This is a genomic window from Pseudomonas extremaustralis, from assembly GCF_900102035.1.
GTDB lineage: Bacteria > Pseudomonadota > Gammaproteobacteria > Pseudomonadales > Pseudomonadaceae > Aquipseudomonas > Aquipseudomonas extremaustralis.
Map to the genome: position 1 here is coordinate 5,699,037 of NZ_LT629689.1, position 19,277 is coordinate 5,718,313.

Consider the following 19,277-nt stretch of genomic DNA (forward strand, 5'->3'; position numbering starts at 1 on the left):
ATACCTTGCAGTTGTGCGTGCTTGTGGATGTTTTGTAATGCGCTGCCTGTGTGGATAAGCAGTGCGGGAAGTTGGCTTATAGGCTCGCTTCAAGCACACGGCGGCTGACGTCTAAACTGACGTTTTTGTGTTCGCCGAGTGCGGTGAGGTGGTGTGTGTCGAGCTGGTTTATTAGCGCGTCTATAGCGTCAGTGCCGAGCTTGTAGGCGGATAAGTGCGTCGGTAAGCCCAGGCTCTCGAAGAACATCCGGGTCTGTTGTATGGCCGTGTCAATCCGTTGTTCTTCGTCCCCTTGGCTGATCTGCCAAACCCTCTCGGCGTACTGCAGCAGCTTCGCGCGCTTGGCTTCACGACGAATCTCTAGGTTCGCAGGAAGCACGATGGCCAGGGTCCGTGCGTGATCGATGCCGTACAGTGCGGTGAGCTCATGGCCGATCATGTGGGTGGACCAGTCCTGTGGTACGCCCGCTCCGATCAGGCCATTGAGCGCCAAAGTGGCCGTCCACATGAGGTTGGCACGCGTGTTGTAGTCCGCGGACTCTTTCAGTACAAGTGGGCCAATTTCGATCAGCGTTTGTAAAAGACCTTCGGCAAAACGATCTTGGACGCGCGCATCGATTGGGTAGGTCAGGTACTGCTCAATGACATGCACGAACGCATCGACAACGCCGTTTGCGAGTTGACGGGTGGGGAGGGTTTGGGTTTTGGTGGGATCGAGAATCGAGAATTGTGGAAACATGTAAGCGCTTCGAAACGGCAGCTTGTCTTGTGTCGCCCGGCGAGTAACCACGCCTCCATTGTTCATCTCCGAGCCAGTTGCCGGTAGGGTCAGAACGGTGCCAAATGGCAGCGCTCGTCGAATACTTGCACCCCGCGTTTCCAGAATGTCCCAAGCATCACCCTCGTAGCCAACAGCAGCGGCAACGAACTTGGTGCCATCGATGACCGAACCTCCACCGACAGCCAGGAGAAAATCCAAGCGATGGGTGCGAACCTGATCAACAGCCTTGATTAGCGTTTCATAGCTGGGGTTTGGTTCTATACCCCCGAATTCTTGCACTTCCCGAGAGCCTAATGCGTCACGGACTTCGCGGAGCGTACCGTTTGCACGAGCGCTCTGGCCACCATAGAGCAGCAGGATGCGGGCCGCAGCCGGAACCAGTTCATCCAGGCGGCTGATGGTTTCGTTGCCGAAGACAATTCGCGTAGGGTTGTAGAAGTCAAAATTAAACATTGCTTTAACTCCGATTAAATAGACCAGTCGTATATTTTTTGAGTAAATTTTTTACATTGAAAATCTCATCGGTCGGATATCTGACTGAGTAACAGAGAAGTAGTCTCGAAGGCCGCCTGCAAAGGCATCTGATCACGCGTGACCTTGGCCCTTAGACTGGCTCCGAGCCAAAGTTGGTACAGCATGGTCGCCAAGCCACGGGTGTCAGTACCGCCCGGCAGAGATCCATCGTTTACAGCGTCACTCACCGCATTGGCTAGACGAGTAATTACTCCTTCCATGCCATCCTGGACCACCATGCGCATTGGCTCCGATAGATCACTGACTTCCGCTGCAAGCTTCACTGCCAAGCATTTCCCCTCGGGATAACAGGCTGATTGGGTTTCAATCCAGGTAGCCCAGTAGGCCAGCAAGCGTTGTGCTGCTGATACACTTGGACGGTTCATAGCGTTTCCAATTGCACCATGTAGTCACTGAAATAGCTCTCCAAGAGCGCCTCGCCAAAGGCTTCCTTGGAATTGAAGTAATGATAGAACGAACCTTTTGGCACATTCGCAGATAGAAGGATTTCGCTCAAACCAACAGCTGTGAATCCTCGCCCGACGATGATGTTTTGAGCAGTGTCGAGGATGTGTTGCCGTACATCGGTGGTTGTCATCGTATTCATGGATGTACCATATCAACAATTAGACCAGTCGTCTACTTTGGGTTTTGAGCAAGCCCTCAACGAAATTTTGGTAATCGCAGTTCGTGAGCCAGCCATCACTTCATTTGATGCGCAGCATTATGTCGGTGCGATGATCGCCGCCGCGTTAGGAAGAAAGATCTATGATGCTCGTTGGAGGGGAGCAAATTGCAGCTCTTCTTGAACCGAGCTGATTTTGCTACAGCATTGCTTAGGCTGGGAACGAGTTTTGACATCCATCGTGAACCAAGCGGCTCGCCATAGTTTTGGACAACGAACTGTACGCATCAAATTTGACGAAAAATAGCGCGCTGCCTGCACTGTGGTTTGAGTCGGAACGGCTGCTGGGCGGATTATCCGGATCTGTGGACTGGAACAGTGGGTAATTGCACAGGCTTGCCCAGCCATTTGCATTCGACCTGACCAAGCATTTGCCTCGGATTTCACCATCACGTTGCGTGAACCATGACCGGCAGAGAGCGACCATGGCTCTGTGAGAATGCCTGCGATTGTCTATTCTTCAACCCAATAACTGCATGACAAAATTGTTGTAGCCCTAATGATTCTGCTTTGACTAGAGGGGCTAAATCGAATCGTTTTCATGACACTTAGAATGACTGCTTCTTAGCTGATTGCCTCGGAGCACAGCATGGGTGAGTCGACCCAATGCTGCCGGTTGCGACAGACAGCAATGGGCAAATCCGTCTCGCGCTGCGTCGGCAGCCACCTCGACACGACTTTGAGGAGGGCATACGGATCTTGCCCATTCATGCGCGCTTAGATATCCAGGCAAATTTTGCCGAAATGCTGGTTGGTTTCCTGATACTTGAACGCTTCTACAATCTCGCTCATAGGGAAATGACGATCAATAATCGGGCGTATACCGTTAACGTTGATGGCTCGGACCATGTCTTGCTGCTGGCTGCGGCTGCCTACCAACACACCCTGCAGGCGCACTTGCTTGATCAGTGCCGGTACAAAATTCATTGCACCGCTTACGCCACTCAGTATCCCGATGACGGAGATGTGACCAGCAACCCGAACTGCAATCATCGATTGCTCAAGCGTCGCAGGGCCGCCGACTTCTATGATGTGATCAATACCGCGGCCCCCCGTTAGAGCGCGTGCAGTTTCGCCCCAGTTAAGGTCTTTGCGATAATTGATCACATGATCAGCGCCTAGTGCTTTCAGACGTTCAAGTTTTTCGTCGCTTGAAGAGGTAGCAATGACGGTAGCACCGGCCATTTTAGCGAACTGCAGGGCAAAAATTGAAACGCCACCAGTGCCTTGAACGAGCACGGTGTCGCCCGGCTTGAGTGAGTCATCGGCCATCAGAGCGCGCCATGCAGTAAGGCCGGCGGTGGTGAGCGTCGACGCTTCAGCGTGGCTGTATCCGGTCGGCGCGAGGGTGAACGATGTGGCTTGGGCAGTCACTTGCTCACGAGCGTAGCCGTCAATGCCATCACCTGGCACGCTAACAAAGCCTTCAACCAGTGGTGCGCCGCTGATCCACTCCGGGAAGAAGGTACTGACGACCGAGTCACCCACCTTGAATTCAGTGACATCTGGGCCGACAGCAATGACTTCGCCTGCACCATCGGCCATGGGGATGCGTTTTTCGCTAGGGCCCCACATACCGCTGACTACCGCGAAGTCGTGGTAGTTAAGCGAGTTGGCGTGCAGGCGCACGGTGATTTCGCCATGGGCTGCGGCTCGGGCTTCGCTGCTGCCAACCACAACCTTTTCATAGCCGCCACCGGGTTGGACGAAGATTGTTTTGCTGCTCATAGGGGTTTCCTTGTGTTTTCTAATTACGCGAAATAACGAAATGAAAGGTTAAAAATTACAAATCGCTGGTCAGCCTAGCCGCAAAGTCATCAATCGCCTCCTCGTTGCGTCGGTAATAAGTCCATTTTCCGATGCGTGTGGTTAGCACGAAGCCTGCACGTTGTAAGATAGCTAAGTGTGCAGACGCGGTAGAAGGTGAAAGCCGTGCCTTGTGCTGCAAATGGGTTACGCACACCCCTATGGCAGGATCGCCATGATCCTGAGGTGGGAAATTACTGAGAGGGTCTTTGAGCCACTCCATCATTTGCATGCGAGTGTCATTGCCCAGGGCTTTGAGCTGTTCGAGTATCATGGCGGGCAATGTTACGGATTTTTACGAAATGTTCAATAAGTATTCTATTGCCCGGCGCAAGGGTTTGAAATCAAAAAAAAACGCATCTAGCTGAATCGCCCCGGGTTTTCGAGATACTCTTCAAGCTCGCTTGACTGCGGACGATCCAGTCGTTGGGAGAGTTTTACTCGTATTTATGCGCCTTTTAATGGTGCGATCTGCGTATTCGAGCAGAATGCTGCCCAGTCTTCCATTACTGCTCTGCGTTTCTCTAAGAAGTCAGAGTGGAAGTCGTCTGGTGAAGCTCATTGTCTTCGCGCTAGTGCTGACCATTTCGCGGCCTTCCCTTGACGGCAACCGCAGCCTTTATCGCAGCCTCGCTCCCCGTCTAGCTATTGCTTAGTACTGAATTTCATACTTTAAACTCACGAAGGTGGCCCAGTCAGCCATCAAGCTACGGCGTTTTTCTAGCAAATCACTGCGCCAATAAGCAGCTTCTGCTCCGCTCGCGACCACATGAGCCAGAGACATTTCGCAAACCTCGAGTGCGTAGTCGGTTTTCTCTGCGGCCCAATCTCGGAATGTGCTGCGAAACCCATGCGCGGTAATGATTCGGTCATTGTTGTTACGCCAACCTTTACCGCCATCTTCCAAATCCCTCTGATCCATGCGTTGCAATGTCATGAGCATGGCCATATTGATGATCGGCTTACCCGTGCGTGTACCCGGAAATAGAAGCGAGCTATCGTTGAATCGGGGCACCCGTTTAACAATGTTACGAGTGCTTCGCTGAACGGGACGGTATGAGTTTTGCCAGCTTTCATGCGCTCTGCGGGAATAAGCCATAGCTTGGCTTTCAAGTCGATTTCACTCCAGCGGGCGGCAAGGACTTCGCTGGTTCGACACGCCGTGAGAATGGTCATTTTGAGTGCGCAAGCGGATTGTCCTTCGACACGGTCAAGCGCTCGCATAAAACGAGACAACACTAAGTAGGGCAATGCGGGATGATTTTGAGTCCGTTTCGTCTTGGATGTTGAAGGTAGCACTTTGTCCAGGTGTCCACGCCAGCGTGCTGGATTTTCACCATCGCGCAACCCGCGTGCTTTAGCTGCATCGAGAACCAATTCGAGTCGATTGCGTACCCGGCTAGCAGTTTCGGCTTTGCTGGCCCAGATGGGTTTGAAAATTTCGAGAATATGCTCGGTGGTGATCTGGTTTGTTGCGAGGTCACCGATAATGGGGGGCGGCATAAGTCGCCAGTGTGTTTGTCCATTGCTGGGAATGGTTTACGTTTTCCCAGCCGGGACGATGGGCCTCTAATTAATCGACTGACACGTCTTGGAAGTTGATTGATTTGCTTTTTCGTTGCTGTTCAGTAGTGAGTTGCACAGCTCGTTCGTTGTCACGAGCTTGTAAGGGGTCAATGCCATCTCGCAGTAAACGACATCTATCACTGCTTTTTTGTCGAGCCTCCTTCAGGCCTTTTGCAGGATCGGCGCCTAAACGTGATATCAATACTTCAAGCGATCACTCACCCAGAAAATCTTCGTGTTCTGTCGCTGCCTCGGTAATGGATAACGATAGAATTGCCGCGCGCAACAGGTCCTGGCGTTTGCGTTCATTGGCGCCACGAGATTGCCAGGTGAAACTGCGTGCACTGGAACGGGCTGCGGTGGCCAGGCGCAATGAATCGGCGTTGGTGAGCCGCCCCAGGATGACAACCACAGGCCGACGTACCGGGTGAAAATCTTCGGCGAGATAATGTAACGCAATGGTGGCATAGCCTATCGTCCAGGCGCCCAAGAGCCCTCGGAGTTCACGTTCGGCCTGGGTATCGATGTCGCCGTTGGCGGTCGCTAGTTGGCGGCCCAGACGGTCCGCGGTCCGGGTCTGCCACCCCCTGAAAGACCATCTGTTCGGATGGCGGCCAATACGCCTAAAATCCCTGCGGACGGCGCGATGCAGCCGATATCGGGTTGCAAGGAGGTTGGAGGGGAAGATCAGGGCGAAAATCAACGTGCCGCATGCGATGCCGAGCAGCAGTATCAGCACACCATTGAAGAAACCGGCAGCGTCGAACATCTGCGATGTGTTTTGCGGTGGGACAGACTCCAGAAAATAATCGCGAAACTGGCCCCCGGCGCAGCGGTACGTGGATGACGCATTGCCAGTCCTGCGGCAAACATGAATCCGCCTGTAATGACCGCCAGCATGGCAAAGTCGGATACAGCAGGCAGCAGCACGAAATTGCACAGCGCCGCAGCGACGGCCGCGCAAGCCGCGCCCGACATGAAGCCGATACCGCCCGCCACGGGGTCCGCCCGGGTGGCAAACAGTGAGCACATCACACTCACGATCGTCACGAAACCAGGACCGGACGACCAGCCGGTAACAATGCAGAACAACGCTGCCGCAGTACGGTAAGAAACGTTCGCAAACCATTGTGTACAGCGCGACTGAATCGATGTGAAAAGCCAATGGCAACGCACGTGCCTTCCCATGAGCGAGCGACTCCCATTGTACCAATGACTGGTGTAGCGATTCGAGCAATACGCTCAGCCGGTCGAGCAAAATTAGCCTGGACGTGGGCAACTGTTCTACGGTGAGCGCTTCCCGCGAGTAAGCCACTTTGACACGTTCGTTCAGTGATGCGACAGCCATGTGCATGGCTGATGGATTGACGGCGATAGCTTCCAGCAATGCCTGCGATTCACCCGTCAGTTCGAGTCCGCCAACTCGCGATGCTTTTGAAAGCTTTACCTGCAGCGACTGGGCCGCAGCCAATTGCGCAAACGTCGCTGCGGTGCAGACCTGAAAACTGCCCATTGAGTGTTTCATGACCGTCGAGCCTGCCGCCGAGTATTCCAGCGCGGTATGCAGATTTATCGCCTTGGCAAAGAGCCGATGCAGTGCAACATCGTTCACTTCGCCTTTGAGTGCTACGGCGCAGGTCGCCGCCGATTGCTGGATGTAACTGTCAAGCTGCGCACGGACATCGTGACGACTAGCACACTACCGCATTGATCCAGAGTGACTGCGTTGCTGGCCGATTGCATCTGTGCATTGCTCATCGAGTGTTCTCCGCAGGTTCGAACGGGGCCGACTGCTAAAGATGAAGGTTGCTGGTCAGAGGAGGGCCGTGCGGGCCCGGCATCAGTGCATCGGGTCATATTGCTTCTCTTTAATGAACAGCGCCGGGATCAGGCCGCAGAACAGATAGGCAACACCCATCGCCAGGAAACCCATGCCGATTGAGCCGCCGGTGGCGAGATAGCCGATACCGGCCGGTGCAATCGCAGCACCTACGCGACCAATGTTGTAGGCACCGCCCACGGCCGAGCCGCGAATCTTGGTCTCGAAGCTCTCGGTCATATAGGTGGCGTTCACGCCATAAGGGATGCCGTACAGGAAGCCAAAGAAGATCAGCAGGTAGGCAATGTTTTCTGGCGATTGGTAGAACACAATCAGTGGCAGGAACAGCGCAGTGCCAAGCGCGCCGAAGGAGTACATCACGCGCCGCCCGAACTTGTCGGCCAGCCAGCCGGCGACCACCTTGCCGAGGATCATGGCGACATAGGTGCCGACCATGTAGAGGGTCATCGCCTTGAAGCTCATGTGCAGTTCTTTTTCCAGGTAGGTCGGCATCCAGTTGTTGGATCCGTAGTAGCCGAACTGCAGAAAGCTGGCGGTCAGCGACCATAGAATGAACATACGGCGATGCTTCGGATTGCCGAAGATCAGCTTGATCGCGCTTTCAGGTTTTTCCTGACTGACGCTGTGCTTTTGACCATCGCTTTTTGCCTGCCCAGCGACCCAGGCAGGTGGTTCAGGAATAACGCGGCGCATCACTACGGCCATTAACACTGGCATGATTGCGATGTAGAACAACCAGCGCCAGCCGTAGGTCGGCAGGATCCAGCCGCTCAGTAGTGTGGCCACCACGTCTCCTGGAGTGCGCACAAGGCAGTACTGCGCCGCTTAGTCGGTACATACTCGGCCAGCAGCGTGTTGCAGACCACGTATTCGGCACCCAGGCCTAGTGCAGCAATGAAGTGGAATACCGCAAACTCGGTGTAGCTGTGGGTCATGCCGAGCGCGGCAGTACCGACCGAGAAGACGACGATGGTCCAGACCACAGTCCGCACCCGGCCATAGCGGTCAGCAGCCCAACCGCCGAAAATGCCACCGATCGCCATTCCGACCAGCGTAATGCTGCCGAGCATGCCTGCTTCAAGACTGGTCAGTTGGAACTCTTTCGTCAGGCTCGACAGGCTGTACGACAAAAACATCAGGTCGGCGCCATCGACCATCAGACCGAGAAAGGCAAACCCGAACACCAGCATCTATTTCCTGTCTTGCGTAGGCGCTAAGGTGTCAATTTGGGCTTTTACCAATGCCATGATTGCGTCCTCTAATTGTTTTAATAGGATGGCTGGCGGACTAAGGTCAGGCAGTCCGCAGGCTAGCCAGCCGGTTGGCAATCAAGTCTCCCGCGTCGCCGACAATGCGCGAGACCAATTGCTCGACGGTGGGGATGTCGTAAACCAGACCCTGGGCCATGCCGACGCTCCATACCCCGTTGTCCCAGTCACCGCTGCTGTAGACCGCGCGGCCACGCGTGCCGGCCACCAACGGCGCCACATCCGGGAACTGCGTACCCGTCTGCTTTTCGAGACTGACTACCTGTTCGGTCAGTGCATTTTTGTGCACGCGCCAAGTATTATTGAAACTGCGCAGAACCAGCTCGGTCTGGCGCTCGTCAGCCTCGACCAGACGACGCTTGATGTCGGGGTGAGCCGGCGCCTCTTGGGTGGCCATGAAGCGTGTGCCCATGATGATGCCGTCGGCGCCCAATGCCAGGGCTGCCACCAGGCCGCGGGCGTCGGCAAAACCACCCGAAGCGATCAGAGGGATTTTGATTGAGTCGGCCGCACGAGGGATGAGTACCAAGCCGGGAATGTCATCCTCGCCCGGGTGGCCGGCGCACTCGAAGCCGTCGATCGAGACTGCATCGACGCCGATCTGCTCGGCCTTGAGCGCGTGCCGCACCGATGTGCATTTATGGATGACCTTGATCCCGGCTGTCTTGAAGCGGTCCATATAGGCGACCGGATTGTTGCCTGCAGTTTCGACAATCTTGATGCCGCTGCGGATGATGACGTCGATGTACTCGTCGTAGGGGATCGGCCGGATCGCCGGCAGGAAGGTCAGGTTGACGCCAAACGGCTGAGTCGTCATCTGGCGACAGCGCTCGATCTCCGCATGCAGATCATCTGGGCTGGGCTGCGTCAGAGCGCTGAGAAAACCCAGAGCGCCACTGTTGGCAACGGCGGCCACCAGCTCGGCGCGGGCAATCCATTGCATGCCGCCCTGGATGATGGGGTGCATGACCCCGAAGGTTCGGGTGAAGTTGGTTGATAACATGAGGTCTCCTGATTAAGCGTCGTGTGGTAGTGGGTGTCAGGCCAGCAGGTTGGCTTCGGTACGGCTCTGCAGGTAGTCGAACGTGACGCCGGGCGCCATGGCCTTGACTTGTAGGCCGGCTTGGGTGACGTCCAGCACGGCCAAATTGGTGTAGATACGCGTCACAACACCCGCAGCTGTCAGTGGTAAGTTGCAACGTCGCAATAGACGAGGGCGACCCTGGGTGGTGTGCTCCATCAATACCCATACCTGCTTGGCGCCAAAGGCGAGTTCCATGGCCCCGCCAACGGCCGGAGGCGTCCCAGGATCAAGCCGGGTCCAATTAGCCAGATCACCGTTTTCAGCAACTTCGTAAGCGCCTAGAATCGCTAGATCAAGATGACCGCCGCGCATCATTGCGAAACTGAGTGCCGAGTCGAAAATGGCCGAGCCTGGCAGCAGTGAAATGGGCTGCTTGCTGGCGTTGATCAGGCAAGGGTCGGCCTCGTTAGCGGGTGGGCGAGCGCCGAAATGCAAGATGCCATTTTCACTGTGGAGGAAAATTTCACGCTCAGGTGCCATCAGGTTGCCGACCAGTGTGGGTAAACCGATTCCCAGGTTGACGTAGGCGCCATCCGGTATGTGTTGTGCGGCATGTGCGGCGATCTGCTCACGGGTCCACGGCGTCACCCCGTTTTCAAGGTTGAGAACGGGGTTCATAAGTACTCCTGAGTTGCCGATTTATTGGCCAATACAACACGGTCGATGAAAATGCCGGGTGTGACCACGGCTTGCGGGTCAACTGTCCCCAATTCCAAGAACTCGTCCACCTCCACGGCCACCAGATCGGCGGCGGTCGCCATGAGGGGATTGAAGTTCCGGCCTGTCAGGTGATAGATCAAGTTGCCGTAACGGTCAGCCGCGCGCGCGCGCAGCAGTGCGAAGTCGGCTCGCAGGGGCAACTCAATCAAGTAGTCTTCGTCGCCGACACGGTGAATGGTTTTTCCGTCGGCCAACATGGTTCCGATGCCGATTGGACTTAGAAAGCCTCCGAGGCCGGCTCCCCCGCAACGTATCCGCTCCGCGAGGGTGCCTTGCGGAACCAGCTCCAATTCAATCTTCTTGTCGCGGTAGGCGTTGCGGAAGACGGTCGCACCCGCAGTCAAGGGGTAGGAGCAAATCAGCTTGCGTACAAGGCCGGCAGCGATCAGCATCGCCACCCCTTCACGGTCGTAGCCAGCGTTATTCGAGATCACCACCAGATCCCGAGCACCTTGGTCGAGCACTGCTTCAAGCAGCCCTGTCGGCAAACCAGCGCTGCCAAAGCCGCCGATCATCACGCAACAACCATCTTTGAGGTTCTCTATGGCTGCGGTGTGGGACTCCACATATTTGTTAATCACAGCATTGCCTCCTGAACACGTCGCTTTGCAGGACTTCATCTTCAGGAATGCAGTTGATAACATCAATCAACCGTAAGTTTTGATTCTATAAGCTAGTCTTATGATGTCTGGCAGTATCGACCTGGATCACAATTAGGTGGAATGGCTGTCTATAGAGCCGTTGATAAATGGGTTATTTGTGATGGAAATTGAATTACGCCACTACCGCTATTTTTTGGCGCTGGCCGAAGAGTTGCACTACGCCAAGGCCGCCGAGCGCTGCGGCATTTCGCAACCAGCACTTAGCCAACAAGTGCGCGCACTGGAAGAGCGCGTGGGCGCCAGCCTATTGTCGCGTAGCCGACGCCATTTGGAGTTGACGGAAGTCGGCAAGGTGTTCTATGCCCAGGCGGTTGCCATGCTACGTCAGGCCGATGCTGCCAATTCGGCCATCGTAGAGGTGGCTCAAGGCCGGTCAGGTCGGGTGGTGATCGCCTATCTCGCCTCGGCCGCGTTGTCAGGTGCATTGCCCGGTATCGTGTACCTGTATCGACAGCAAAGGCCCCACGTCGAGTTGGTCCTGCACCAGATGGATATGGAGGAACAGATCGATGCTGTGACCAAGGGGCTGTGTGATGTTGGGTTTATTCGTCCACCCATTGCATTGCCCGAGGGGGTGGCGTTGTTTGATGTATTGCGCGAACCGTTGATGGTGGCACTGCGCAGCAATCATCGCTGCGCCGCAATGGCTCGCGTGCGCCTGGAAGATTTGCAGGATGACACGCTCATCAGCGTGCACCGCAAGGAAGGTATCGGTTTCTATGACACAACGATGAAGGCTTGCGCTGCTGCGGGCTTTGTTCCGCGGGTCGAAGTCATTTCGTCGCAGATGTCGATCGTGATCAGCATGGTGGCGGCCGGTTTTGGCGTTGCAATCGTGCCCGCATCGACGCGTACTTTCATGCCGCCCGACGTGGTGTTTCGGTGCATTGAAGGGTGTGATGTGACGACGGCATTGTCGATGATCCATGCCCGCAATAATCAGTCACCAGCCGTCCAGTTATTCACCAAGATGGCACGCGACTGGGCCCGCAGTACGTCCATAGCGAGCGTCAGCATTAGCAGGTAACCGATGGCGTCAGAGTGAGTCAATGGTGCCAGGCCGCGTAGGTTTCCACCGCCACGAGGCAAAGAGGCGAGGCGGCGAACCGCTAGGCCTCCCGGAATTACAAAGCGCTATTGCTTTTGCGGGTCGAACTGCTTATCTCTGATAAACAACGCCGGGATCACGCCGCAGATAAAATAGGCTGCGCCCATGACCAGAAAACCCAAGCCAATCGAGCCGTGAGAGGCGAGAAATCCAATTGCTGCCGGAGCAATCGCTGCGCCCAGGCGCCCGATATTGTAAGCACCGCCTACAGCAGATCCTCGGAATTTTGCCTCGAAACTTTCAGTCATGTACGTGGCGTTTACACCGTATGGAATACCGTACAAGAAGCCAAATACCACCAGCATCCACAGGATATTTTCCGGGCTTTGAAATAACACGATCACCGGCAGGAAGAGTGCCGTTCCCAATGCTCCAAAGGCGAAGACGGCGCGGCGCCCAAGACGGTCAGCCGCCAGACCTGCGAGTATTTTACCGAGGATCATGGCGGTGTAGGTACCAACCATGTAGGCCGTCATGGACTTGAGGTTCATGCCCAGTTCGCTTTCCAGGTAGGTTGGCATCCAATTGTTGACACCGTAATAGCCGAATTGTAGAAAACCAGCAGTCAAAGCCCAAAAAATGAACATGCGGCGAGCCTGTGGGTCGCTAAAAATAAGTTTGTACTTACTATCGCTTTTTTTGCTCGCTACTTTCGTGATGCCATCGATTTTTTGCTTGGCACGCTCAGCCTGAGCGTTGATCCACGCTTGTGGTTCTGGGACAAAGCGTTGCATCACTACGGCCAAAATCACCGGGATAATGGCAATGTAGAATAGCCAGCGCCAGCCATGGATCGGTAGGATCCAGCCCGCCAGTAGCGTCGCAACGATATAACCTACTGACCAACCTGCTTGCAGCGTGCCGAGTACAGTTGTGCGGTAGCGAGTGGGTACGTATTCAGACATCAGCGTATTGCAAGCCACATACAGTGCACCGATCCCTAGCGAGGCCACAAAACGGGTGATCGCGAATTGCCAATAGTTATGCGTCATGCCGAGCACTGCCGTGCCAACTGAAAAAAGTATGATACTCCAGACTACCGTTTTCACTCGACCGAAACGATCGCAGGCCCAGCCACCGTAAATGCCCCCGATCGCCATTCCAGCCAGGGTAAAGCTTCCCAGGCTGCCGGCCTCTATGTTGCTCAGACCGAATTCGGCTTTCAAGCTACTGAGGCTGTAGGAAAGAAACATCAGATCGGCACCGTCGATCAAAAGTCCTAGAAAGCAGAAGATAAATACCAGCACCCAAGTGTTTGTCTTGGCCTGCGCACTTGCGCCGACATGAGCAGAAGCTTCCATAACGTTTCCTTATTGTATTTATAGGGAAGGGGGGGCTTTAACGCGTATTTGAAGGTTTGAGGGGTCAGCCTTGTGCGTCGCGAATCATGTTGCGGGCGATGACGATCTGCTGGATCTGAGTGGTACCCTCGTAGATGCGGAACAGACGGACGTCCCGATAGAAGCGCTCGATCGCGTATTCGCTGACGTAACCGGCGCCACCGTGGATCTGCACGCAACGGTCGGCAACCCGTCCGCACATTTCAGTGGCGAACATCTTGGCGCAGGAGGCTTGCGTGCTGACGTTAAGTCCGTCGTCACGCTGGCGTGCGGCATCCAGGACCATGCAGCGGGCTGCATAGATTTCCGCCTTGCTGTCGGCAAGCATCGCCTGGATCAGCTGGAACTCGGCAATCGGCTTGCCGAATTGTTTGCGCTCAATCGCATATTGCAGTGAATCGGCCAACATGCGCTCGGCGGCGCCGACGCTCAGGGCGGCAATATGCAGGCGACCTTTATCCAGGACTTTCATGGCGGTTTTAAAACCCACGCCTTCAACGCCACCGATCAGTTGGCTGGCGGGAACGCGGGCATTTTCAAAGATCACGTCGCAGGTGTGAGCGCCTTTGTGGCCCATCTTGTGATCGGGTTTACCCAGGGAAATCCCGACCGTGTCACGCTCGACGATGAACGCACTGATGCCACCGGCACCCTTGATGTTCGGATTGGTGCGCGCCATCACGGTGAAGATGTTGGCGTGGGGCGCATTGGTGATGAAGCGCTTGGTGCCGTTGAGGGTATAGCTGTCGCCGTCACGCACGGCCGTGGTTTTGAGCGAGGCGGCATCAGACCCTGAGTCAGGTTCGGTCAGGCAGAAGGCACTGAGCAGCTCGCCGCTGGCCAGCTTGGGCAGGTACCTGGCTTTCTGCTCCGGGCTGCCATCGAGCAGAATGCCGATAGAGCCGATGCCGTTGTTGGTCCCGATGTAAGAACGAAAGGCCGGGGAGGTACGCCCCAGTTCGAAGGCGATCTTGACCTCTTCTTCCATGGTCACGCCCATGCCGCCGAACTCTTCCGGCAGGGTCAGGCCGAACAGCCCCATCTCTTGCAAGTGCACGACGATGTCGTCCGGGATGTTGTCGGTCTCGGCCACCTCGTTCTCACGGGGAATCAGTACTTCGCTGACGAACTGACGAAGGGAATCCAGCAGTATCTGCAGGGTTTCGGTATCACGGATCATGTGCGCTCCCAAGGCTCGCAAGCGAGCCGGTTTTTTAGGGCGCCGTTACTCCGTGCGTCAGCGAGCAGCGGCGCCAATGTTATTGACCATGTTGATCAGGCGAGGCCCGATATCGTCCACGAGCTGCTCACGGGGTAGCTGAAAGCTCGGTCCACCGCAGTTGAAGGTCAGCAACCCGTACTGCGGGTGCAGCAACGGCACTGCGACGGAGTTGACGTCGCGGTGCCACTCACCGACTGACAGGCAGAAGCCGTAGTCGGCGTAATCCCTGAACGCTCTGTCCAGGCCCTTGCGGATGGCTGGCCATTGCTCCGTTTCACGCTGGCGAATGTGGTCGAGCAGAAATTCCCGCTCGGTTTCCGGCATCGCCGCCAGGCACGCCCGGCCCACCGAACTCTGTGCCAGCGGCAAGTAGCTGCCGATCTGCCGGCGCATGGTCATGTTGCCCTGACCCTGGACCACATCCAGGTACACCATCTGCAGTCGATCGCGGGCGGCCATCGCGACGGCCGCCTGAGCGTGATTGGCCAAATCCTCCATCAACGGATGGGCCACTGTGCGAATCGCCAGGTTCGACAACATGGCGTAACCGAAACCCAATACGCCGACGTCCAGCTGATACTTGCCTGAATGTACTTCACGCTTGAGGCAGCCCAGCCGCATCAGCGTATTGGTCAGCCGCGTCACGGTCGGTTTGGGCAGCCCGGTCATCCGCGCCAGGTCCTGATTGCCGAGCACATTGTCCCGCGGCGTGAAACAGCGCATCAGCTCAAGCCCGCGGGCCAACGCCGTCACGAACTGGCCAGTGCTTTCGTCATCGCTCAGCGCGCTGGCGGGATCGAGCATGCCCATCTTCAGCAAGCCGATTTCATCCGTTCCTTTCGACTGGTCCACGGCCTGGTGATCTGCCTTGTTGCGACCCATGGTAGAACCTCGCTTTCGAGAAATGCAAGAAAATAAAATACAGTTTCGCCTGGCGAAATTGTATTCGCTGCTTTAAAAAAAACCAACTCATTTATAGTTATTTAGTAAGACCCTGTATTTAAAGGATTAAACAATATTTATCAGTTTGCCTGTTTACAGGGATTTATAAGCGTCTCTATGATTAATCATTATTACGGTATTCAGTTTCGTATAGCGAAACATAATAAGAGGTAGGTATGGACTCCCAGCCCAACGCTGTAGTGACTCTGCACATTCGCGATGACGCCGTCGCTGTCGTACGGATCCAGCGGCCCGAGGTCAAGAACGCGCTCAACAGCGCCGTGCGCGAACAGTTGGCAGAAATCTTTCGCGCCCTGGCTGGCAATGAACGGGTGCGTGCGATCGTTCTCACCGGTGGTGAACAGTGCTTTGTCGCCGGTGCCGATATCCGCGAGTTCGCCGAGGCCAGCCCTATCGAGATGTATCGCCGCCACACGGAGTACCTGTGGGAGGCCATTTCTCGTTGCCCTAAACCTGTGATCGCCGCGGTGAACGGTTTTGCCCTGGGCGGCGGCTGCGAACTGGCGATGCACTGCGACATCATCGTTGCAGGGCAGTCGGCACGCTTTGGCCAGCCGGAGGTCAAGTTGGGCCTGATGCCGGGCGCCGGTGGCACCCAGCGGTTGATTCGCGCCGTCGGCAAATTCCAGGCGATGCGTATCGCCCTCACGGGATGTCTGGTCCCGGCCCCCGAAGCGCTGGCCATGGGCATGGTCAGCGAGGTGGTGAGTGACGAGCGCACAGTGCCGCGCGCCCTCGAGCTGGCCGCTGAAATAGCCGCCTTGCCGCCGCTGGCTGTGGCGCAGATCAAGGAGGTGCTGCTGCTCGGCGCTGACTTGCCCCTGGACAGCGCCCTGGCGTTGGAGCGCAAGGCGTTTCAGTTGCTGTTCGATTCCAGGGACCAGAAAGAGGGCGCCAATGCCTTCCTTGAAAAACGCAAAGCCACCTTCTCGGGAGAGTGAAGCATGACACGCGAGATCAACCGTATGGCTGTGGTGGGGGCTGGCATCATGGGCACCGGCATTGCCCAGATTGCAGCCCAGGCCGGTATCCAGGTGCTGTTGTTCGATAACCGCGAAGGCGCCGCCCAGGCTGCTCGCGATAACCTTGAACAGACGTTGGGCAAGCTGGCGAGCAGGGGCAAGATCCTCGGCGCAGATGCACAGGCCACACTTGATCGCCTGCAGGTAGCGACCGCGTTGACCGAGCTCAAGGAGGTCGACCTGGTCGTCGAAGCCATTATTGAGCGCCTCGATGCCAAGCAGGCGTTGCTCGCCCAGCTTGAAGCTGTCGTCGCTGACGATTGCATTCTGGCCACCAATACCTCGTCGCTGTCCGTGACCAGCATCGCCCGGGAGTGTCGTCGTCCTGAGCGAGTCGCGGGGTTCCATTTCTTTAACCCGGTACCACTGATGAAAGTCGTCGAAGTCATCGACGGCCTGGCCAGTGATCCGCTAGTCGGTGATCGCCTGCAGACGTTGGCGGCGCGCATGGGCCACCGGGGTATTCGGGCCAAGGATACGCCGGGGTTCATCATCAACCATGCGGGACGCGCCTATAGCACCGAAGCCCTGCAAATACTCAAGGAAGGCGTGGCCGAGCCTGCCGAAATCGACCGCATCCTGCGCGAAGGCCTGGGGTTTCGCATGGGCCCGCTGGAGCTGTTCGACCTGACGGCCCTGGATGTCTCGCACCCGGTGATCGAGTCGATCTATAACCAGTTTTACCAGGAGCCTCGCTATCGCCCGGCCGCATTGACTCGGCAGATGCTTGAGGCCGGATACGTCGGGCGTAAGGTCGGGCGAGGCTTTTACCGGTATGCCAATGGCCAAATGGTCGATGCGCCCCCGGCGCAGGCAGTGCCGATCATGGAGACCCTACCGCCGGTGTGGCTGGGGGCCGAGAACGAGACCGATCGTGTCAGCCTGATGGCGTTGCTGGAGCAGTTGGGCGCGCAGGTAGAGCAGGACGCCACGCCGTCCAGCGAAGCACTCTGCCTGCTGGCGCCCTATGGCCTGGATGCCACCAGCGCTGCGGTACGCTTTGCCACCGACCCGACGCGCACGGTATGCATCGACCCGCTGCTCGACAGCGCTCGCTACCGCACGTTGATGCTAAACCCGGCCACCCGAGTCGACATGCGAAATGCCGCACATGCAGTGTTCGCTCGCGATGGCGTCGGAGTCAGCGTGATCAACGACAGTGTCGGCTTCGTCGCTCAGCGTGTGCTGGCCATGATCGTCAACCTGGCCGGCGATATCGTCCAACAGCGCATCGCCAGCGTTGATGACCTGGATGAAGGTGTTCGCCGAGGGCTGGGTTATCCAAAGGGGCCGTTGGCCTGGGGTAACAGCGTTGGCAGCAAACGCCTGCTGACCATCCTGGAGCGCATGACCGAACTGACCGGCGATCCGCGTTACCGGCCGAGCCCTTGGCTGCGTCGACGCGCGACCCTCGGCCTATCGCTGTGCCACACCGAGCCGACACTGACCTGACCTGACCTTAACGCCTAGGATACTTTTATGCTCGACGCCTACATCTTCGCAGGGCTGCGTACTCCCTTCGGTCGTCACGGTGGTGCACTCGCACCGGTGCGCCCCGATGATCTTGCGGCTCATGTGATTCGAGAACTGCTTGCGCGATATGCCATCCCTGGTGACGCTATCGAGGACGTGATCCTCGGCAATACCAACCAGGCAGGTGAGGACAGTCGCAATATCGCCCGCCACGCGGCGCTGCTCGCCGGTTTGCCAGTGACGGTGCCGGGGCAGACAGTCAATCGATTGTGTGCCAGTGGTCTGGCCGCCGTGATCGACGCAGCCCGCGCGGTGACCTGCAAGGAAGGCGAACTTTTCATCGCTGGCGGGGTGGAAAGCATGTCTCGCGCCCCCTTTGTCATGGCCAAGGCTGAAGCCGCCTACAGCCGTGATTTGACGGTCTTCGACAGTACCATCGGCGCGCGCTTTCCCAACCCGAAAATCGTCTCCGAATTTGGCAATGACAGCATGCCTCAGACGGGAGACAACGTGGCCCATGAGTACGGTATCGACCGAACACAGGCCGATATTTTTGCCGCAGGCTCGCAAGCGCGGTACGAAGCAGCGCGCAAGGCTGGCTTCTTCGCTGACGAACTACTTGCGGTGAGCGTACCCACCGGCCGAAAGACTCCGCCCAACGTGATTGAACAGGACGAACACCCGCGTCCGCAATCGGATTTCGCGGCACTGACTCGCTTGCAGCCTTTGCTCGAAGGCGGCGTGGTGACTGCGGGCAACGCTTCTGGTGTGAATGATGGTGCCGCTGCTTTGCTGATTGGCTCCTCTGCCGCTGGCGAACGCCATGGGCTGGTACCTATGGTGCGAATCCTGTCTGCAGCGGCCGTTGGTGTGGCGCCTCGCATCATGGGCGTCGGTCCGGTAGAGGCGATTCATAAGGCGTTGGCGCGAGCCGGACTGAGCTTGGCGGATATGGACATCATCGAAATCAATGAAGCTTTTGCCAGTCAGGTTCTGGGCTGTCTTAAAGGACTTGGCCTTGCTTTCGACGATCCTCGCGTGAACCCCCATGGCGGTGCCATTGCCGTAGGGCATCCGCTGGGCGCTTCGGGTGCGCGATTGGCACTGAGCACCGCACGGGCGTTGCAGCTAAGTGGCAAACGTTACGCGGTGGTCAGTCTATGTATCGGCGTCGGCCAAGGGCTGGCGATGGTTATCGAGCGCGTCTGAATGCGCGCAAAAAAG

The 19,277-nt window shown here is 56.8% G+C and carries 16 protein-coding genes and 3 pseudogenes; 5 read left to right on the forward strand and 14 right to left on the reverse strand.

Translation table 11 applies throughout. The annotated features are described in order from the left end of the window. Positions 1 to 76: 76 nt before the first annotated feature. Positions 77 to 1,234: an iron-containing alcohol dehydrogenase gene (locus BLR63_RS26250; RefSeq protein ID WP_010562397.1), complete on the reverse strand. Its 1,158-nt coding sequence runs from the start codon at positions 1,232 to 1,234 to the stop codon at positions 77 to 79. A 65-nt stretch (positions 1,235 to 1,299) separates the two neighbouring features. Then, positions 1,300 to 1,892: pseudogene (locus tag BLR63_RS26255) on the reverse strand (TetR/AcrR family transcriptional regulator). 7 nt (positions 1,893 to 1,899) lie between these two features. Between BLR63_RS26255 and BLR63_RS31385 the strand changes: the two are divergent. Continuing rightward, on the forward strand, positions 1,900 to 2,103 hold the full coding sequence (locus tag BLR63_RS31385; protein ID WP_130926025.1) for a hypothetical protein: 204 nt from the start codon (positions 1,900 to 1,902) through the stop codon (positions 2,101 to 2,103). Between the two features lie 593 nt (positions 2,104 to 2,696). Here BLR63_RS31385 and BLR63_RS26260 read toward each other — a convergent pair. The 9 genes and pseudogenes from BLR63_RS26260 to BLR63_RS26295 all read right to left on the reverse strand — a co-directional run bounded on the left by BLR63_RS26260 (position 2,697) and on the right by BLR63_RS26295 (position 10,844). Further along, positions 2,697 to 3,707, reverse strand: coding sequence for a zinc-dependent alcohol dehydrogenase family protein (locus tag BLR63_RS26260; RefSeq protein ID WP_010562400.1), 1,011 nt, complete (start codon positions 3,705 to 3,707; stop codon positions 2,697 to 2,699). A gap of 55 nt (positions 3,708 to 3,762) precedes the next feature. Beyond that, the gene (locus BLR63_RS26265) at positions 3,763 to 4,059 is read right to left on the reverse strand and encodes an ArsR/SmtB family transcription factor (protein ID WP_042946287.1); all 297 of its coding nucleotides are present in this window, start codon (positions 4,057 to 4,059) and stop codon (positions 3,763 to 3,765) included. Positions 4,060 to 4,437: 378 nt separating this feature from the next. Further along, positions 4,438 to 4,722, reverse strand: coding sequence for an integrase (locus tag BLR63_RS32480; RefSeq protein ID WP_373419523.1), 285 nt, complete (start codon positions 4,720 to 4,722; stop codon positions 4,438 to 4,440). Then, positions 4,719 to 5,288 carry a tyrosine-type recombinase/integrase gene (locus BLR63_RS32485; protein ID WP_231998119.1) on the reverse strand — a complete coding sequence of 190 codons (570 nt, stop codon included), beginning with the start codon at positions 5,286 to 5,288 and terminating at the stop codon, positions 4,719 to 4,721. The genes BLR63_RS32480 and BLR63_RS32485 overlap by 4 nt, the downstream gene beginning before the upstream one ends. Positions 5,289 to 5,565: 277 nt before the next feature. Then, positions 5,566 to 6,539: pseudogene (locus tag BLR63_RS26275) on the reverse strand (FUSC family protein). 652 nt (positions 6,540 to 7,191) lie between these two features. Then, positions 7,192 to 8,381 (reverse strand): annotated as a pseudogene (locus BLR63_RS26280) (MFS transporter). A 103-nt stretch (positions 8,382 to 8,484) separates the two neighbouring features. Further along, positions 8,485 to 9,462 (reverse strand): NAD(P)H-dependent flavin oxidoreductase, encoded by a 978-nt coding sequence (locus BLR63_RS26285; RefSeq protein ID WP_010562407.1) that lies wholly within the window; start codon positions 9,460 to 9,462, stop codon positions 8,485 to 8,487. 36 nt (positions 9,463 to 9,498) lie between these two features. Continuing rightward, complete coding sequence (locus BLR63_RS26290; protein WP_010562408.1) at positions 9,499 to 10,161, reverse strand: 3-oxoacid CoA-transferase subunit B; 663 nt, start codon at positions 10,159 to 10,161, stop codon at positions 9,499 to 9,501. Next, a complete protein-coding gene (locus BLR63_RS26295; protein WP_010562409.1) occupies positions 10,158 to 10,844 on the reverse strand; it encodes a CoA transferase subunit A in 687 nt (228 codons plus the stop codon). Before BLR63_RS26295 ends, BLR63_RS26290 begins: the two co-directional genes overlap by 4 nt. Positions 10,845 to 11,025: 181 nt before the next feature. Between BLR63_RS26295 and BLR63_RS26300 the strand changes: the two genes are divergently transcribed. Continuing rightward, positions 11,026 to 11,952, forward strand: coding sequence for a LysR family transcriptional regulator (locus BLR63_RS26300; RefSeq protein WP_010562410.1), 927 nt, complete (start codon positions 11,026 to 11,028; stop codon positions 11,950 to 11,952). A gap of 107 nt (positions 11,953 to 12,059) precedes the next feature. Here BLR63_RS26300 and BLR63_RS26305 read toward each other — a convergent pair whose 3' ends face one another. The 3 genes from BLR63_RS26305 to BLR63_RS26315 form a co-directional block, all read right to left on the reverse strand. Continuing rightward, the gene (locus tag BLR63_RS26305; protein ID WP_010562411.1) at positions 12,060 to 13,334 is read right to left on the reverse strand and encodes an MFS transporter; all 1,275 of its coding nucleotides are present in this window, start codon (positions 13,332 to 13,334) and stop codon (positions 12,060 to 12,062) included. Positions 13,335 to 13,398: 64 nt separating this feature from the next. Beyond that, entirely contained in the window at positions 13,399 to 14,553 is a 1,155-nt protein-coding gene (locus BLR63_RS26310) for an acyl-CoA dehydrogenase family protein (protein ID WP_010562412.1), read from the reverse strand. Positions 14,554 to 14,610: 57 nt separating this feature from the next. Further along, entirely contained in the window at positions 14,611 to 15,477 is an 867-nt protein-coding gene (locus BLR63_RS26315; protein ID WP_010562413.1) for an IclR family transcriptional regulator, read from the reverse strand. Between the two features lie 236 nt (positions 15,478 to 15,713). On the opposite strand from BLR63_RS26315, the gene BLR63_RS26320 reads away from it, so the two are divergent. Genes BLR63_RS26320 through BLR63_RS26330 form a run of 3 tightly spaced genes read left to right on the forward strand, consistent with a single transcriptional unit; the run spans position 15,714 to position 19,262 of the window. Beyond that, positions 15,714 to 16,499, forward strand: a complete 786-nt coding sequence (locus BLR63_RS26320; protein ID WP_010562414.1) for an enoyl-CoA hydratase — start codon at positions 15,714 to 15,716, stop codon at positions 16,497 to 16,499. A 3-nt stretch (positions 16,500 to 16,502) separates the two neighbouring features. Continuing rightward, positions 16,503 to 18,032, forward strand: coding sequence for a 3-hydroxyacyl-CoA dehydrogenase (locus tag BLR63_RS26325; protein ID WP_010562415.1), 1,530 nt, complete (start codon positions 16,503 to 16,505; stop codon positions 18,030 to 18,032). A 27-nt stretch (positions 18,033 to 18,059) separates the two neighbouring features. Next, positions 18,060 to 19,262 carry a 3-oxoadipyl-CoA thiolase gene (locus tag BLR63_RS26330; protein ID WP_010562416.1) on the forward strand — a complete coding sequence of 401 codons (1,203 nt, stop codon included), beginning with the start codon at positions 18,060 to 18,062 and terminating at the stop codon, positions 19,260 to 19,262. Positions 19,263 to 19,277 lie beyond the last annotated feature (15 nt).